The sequence below is a fragment of the Kitasatospora sp. NPDC048545 genome, from assembly GCF_040651155.1.
In the GTDB taxonomy this organism is placed as follows: domain Bacteria; phylum Actinomycetota; class Actinomycetes; order Streptomycetales; family Streptomycetaceae; genus Kitasatospora.
The window spans coordinates 1-2,888 of record NZ_JBEZIQ010000150.1 but is presented as its reverse complement, the minus strand read 5'-3'; the positions used below and the strand labels follow the sequence as shown (position 1 = coordinate 2,888).

General features: G+C 70.3%; 3 protein-coding genes. 1 reads left to right on the top strand and 2 read right to left on the bottom strand.

What is annotated here, in order from left to right; all coding sequences use genetic code 11:
- Nucleotides 1-343 precede the first annotated feature (343 nt).
- Entirely contained in the window at nt 344-805 is a 462-nt protein-coding gene (locus AB0D10_RS46110) for a hypothetical protein (RefSeq protein WP_360269050.1), read from the top strand.
- A 531-nt stretch (nt 806-1,336) separates the two neighbouring features.
- Here AB0D10_RS46110 and AB0D10_RS46105 read toward each other — a convergent pair.
- Together AB0D10_RS46105 and AB0D10_RS46100 are read right to left on the bottom strand one after the other, a co-directional pair.
- Entirely contained in the window at nt 1,337-1,477 is a 141-nt protein-coding gene (locus AB0D10_RS46105; RefSeq protein ID WP_360269048.1) for a hypothetical protein, read from the bottom strand.
- A gap of 50 nt (nt 1,478-1,527) precedes the next feature.
- Nucleotides 1,528-2,130: a hypothetical protein gene (locus AB0D10_RS46100; RefSeq protein ID WP_360269045.1), complete on the bottom strand. Its 603-nt coding sequence runs from the start codon at nt 2,128-2,130 to the stop codon at nt 1,528-1,530.
- Nucleotides 2,131-2,888: the final 758 nt, after the last annotated feature.

The following is a 2,888-nucleotide window of genomic DNA, read 5'->3' as shown; positions in this document are numbered from 1 at the left end:
GGACCGCACGGTTCACCATGATCACCACGGCGAAGATCATGCCGCCCTCACCCCGGCCGTCACATCGCCGCCGCAATCACGCACCAGCTCGTAAGCCCAGGCGGCGAGGGGTCCTGCGGCGACGGCGAGGAGCAGGGAAGCCTGTCATGTTCCCGCGCGAAAACCGCGATCGAAACGAGCTACACCGGAAGACATTGACCGCGTCAAGGGACCGTTGCTGGCCAAAGAGCGGGAGGGAATCAGTCCGTCCGGACATGATTGCCGTCCTGAGGCCCCGCGGGACTGCGACGGTGGACGGCCTGTCTGCGCCAATCAGGCGGAGACGAGATCAGGGAGCCGCACCGTGATCAAGAGACTTCCCGTACTTGCCGCAGCTCTCGCGCTGCTCCTCGCGCCCCTGGCCGGTACCGCGTCGGCTGAGACCACCACGCCACCGAAGCCCGCAGTGGGCTCCGCCCTCACCAGCGGTGTGTGGAACACCGCCACCTACAACCCCGACGGAAACACGAACACGGTCGAGATCAACCAGTACGTCGGCAGCGACGGCCACCACTACGTCACCGGCTGGCTCTATGCCGGGAGCAGCAACGTCGCGTTCTACTACGACCAGTCCTTCGACGGCGGCCGGACCTGGAACAGCTTCCTTGACCGGCGGTACGTAGGCCCTGGCGGCTGGTACACCCTGCCGACGAAGTACGACGACGGAGGCGTGTGGTACCGCGCCTGTTCAGCCGCCGAATGGGCGGGGAACCCGTACGCGAACCCCCAGTGGGGCTACAACATCGCCTGCACCAACTGGTACTGACCCCGATCCCGGGACGGCCCGCCGGATGCGGCAGGCCGTCCCGGCTTGCCAGGCACCAGCCCGGCGCCACAGGGCGGGTGTATGAGGCAGGGCCTCGCCGCGCACCCTGATCGGGACACCCACCCGGGTACAACGACGCCGGCCGCCCGAAGGCACGAGGACGACGGCGACGGCCGCTGGGAGCAGCGGGCTACCTACGGGGCACCCGCGCGGTGCTCCCCGGCCCGAATTCAGACAGCGTGCAGGACGTCCGACAACGCGGTCTGCTGCCCCCGCCGGCTTCCCGCTCTCGCGGGCCCTGTCCTGCCAGTTCGGGCGTGAGGGGATCGGGCACGCGCGGCCGTGGTACGAGGAGACCGGCGGGCTCGATGTTCCCTATTCCGCGCGGGTCGGTGAGCAGGAGAACTTCCGTCTTGGTGAAAGGCTCACGCAGAGGCGAGTTGAAACGACACCGGGCGCAGCACGGGGCCCGAGTCGCCCCATGGTGGTACCCGGCCTGGCGGGCCCGCGGGCCCGCCCTCTCGTGTGCGCTCAGCGCCGCTCGCCCGCGTCCTTCGCCGCGCGCTTCTCGACGAGGACCGGCATGGCGGCAGTCAACAGGCCGGACAGGTTCGACAGCGCCAGGCCGGCCGAATGCGGTGCGCCGCCCTCACCACCGCCGTCCTTCTCCATGGCGTGGGAGTGCGCACCGCCGGTGACCATGATGGACGCGAAGCCGCCGATCAGGAGGGTCGGCAGCAGGATCGGCAGGCCGGTATCCGTGCCCCCAGGAAGAGCCGCCCACCGCCACCCCGTAGCCGCTCCCCCTCAGGTCCGCGACGGCAGCGCGCACAGGAGAGGGCGAGGGCGTCGCTGTCATCCGTTCGGCTGCTGGGTGCACGAGAACCTCCGGGCAGGGGCGGCACGGCGGTGAGGACGACGCTGAGTACCGCCCGGCCCCGATAGGCGCTGTTGAGGTTCTCCACCGTGCCCTTCAACTCCGGCCTGCGCGCGGGCAGATCCTGCACCGGGACCGCGAGCGCGCCCAGCGCCCGAGTCACCGTGGCGCACAGGAACTCCTTGCCGTGGTCGACCCGCACCAGTTCCGGCAGCCCTCCGATCGGCCCGTACGGGCTGCCCGGCTCGTCCCGTGACAAGGCGATCCGCAACGCCGCCGGCACCGCATCCCGGGACGGCTGGTGCGGGGTGACGGCCGTACCCGTGATCGCGTTCCTCACACAGTCGATGAACCACGTCACCCACGGACGCACCGCCTGCCCGTCCAGCTCGACCTCGACGGGCAGATGCTTGTGGTCGCCCTCCCAGCACGCGTTGCGCCACTTCACCGGACGGGCCGGATGGACATCGTGCGCCCGCCTGGCCCTCTCTCCGCCCTTGAGCGCGGCACGCTGACCCGCGTTCAGATTCCGGGCGCACCACCCGCTGCAAGGTCGCCGGCGACGGCACACCCACTCCCCCGCCACCCCCGGCGCCTGCGGCCGGCTCCCTGCCGGCTTCCCCGTCCACGGGGTCGTCCGCCGGCACACGGGCCTGCGCGAGAAGCTCCCGGTGGACCGCCGCCGCGTTCCCGCACCACAACGCCAACCGTGCGTGGACCTCGTCCGTGACCGTGAACCGCGGCCGGGATCTCCGCACCGTCCGGCCCTCCTCGCGGGCCGTCTGCAGCCAGCGCTGTACCGTCCGCACCGACCGGCCCGCCGAAGAAGCCGCAAGGCGCACATGACCGGGAGTCAGGACACCGCGGTTCTCCAGAGCCGGGAGCCGGAACACCACCTGCTCACGCACCACCGGCGCCGGATCGCCGGACCCTACCGCGTCGCTCCCGCCACCGCCATCCACACCATCCCGGCCCGTCCGACAGCCCCGCCAACGACCGAGTCCGTCTTTTGCCCTTCCAGGAAGACAGCGACCGCACCACGACGACGCCCGAAACCGCATTCCGATGACACCCGGCAGGGTCATCTGATGGAGCCGGACATGTGATCGGCGCTAAGGAAACCGCACCAACCTGACCAGGAAAGACATCATCCCGATGACGCCGAAAACCGCACGAAACTGACGCACGACCAGCCACCACCGCTAC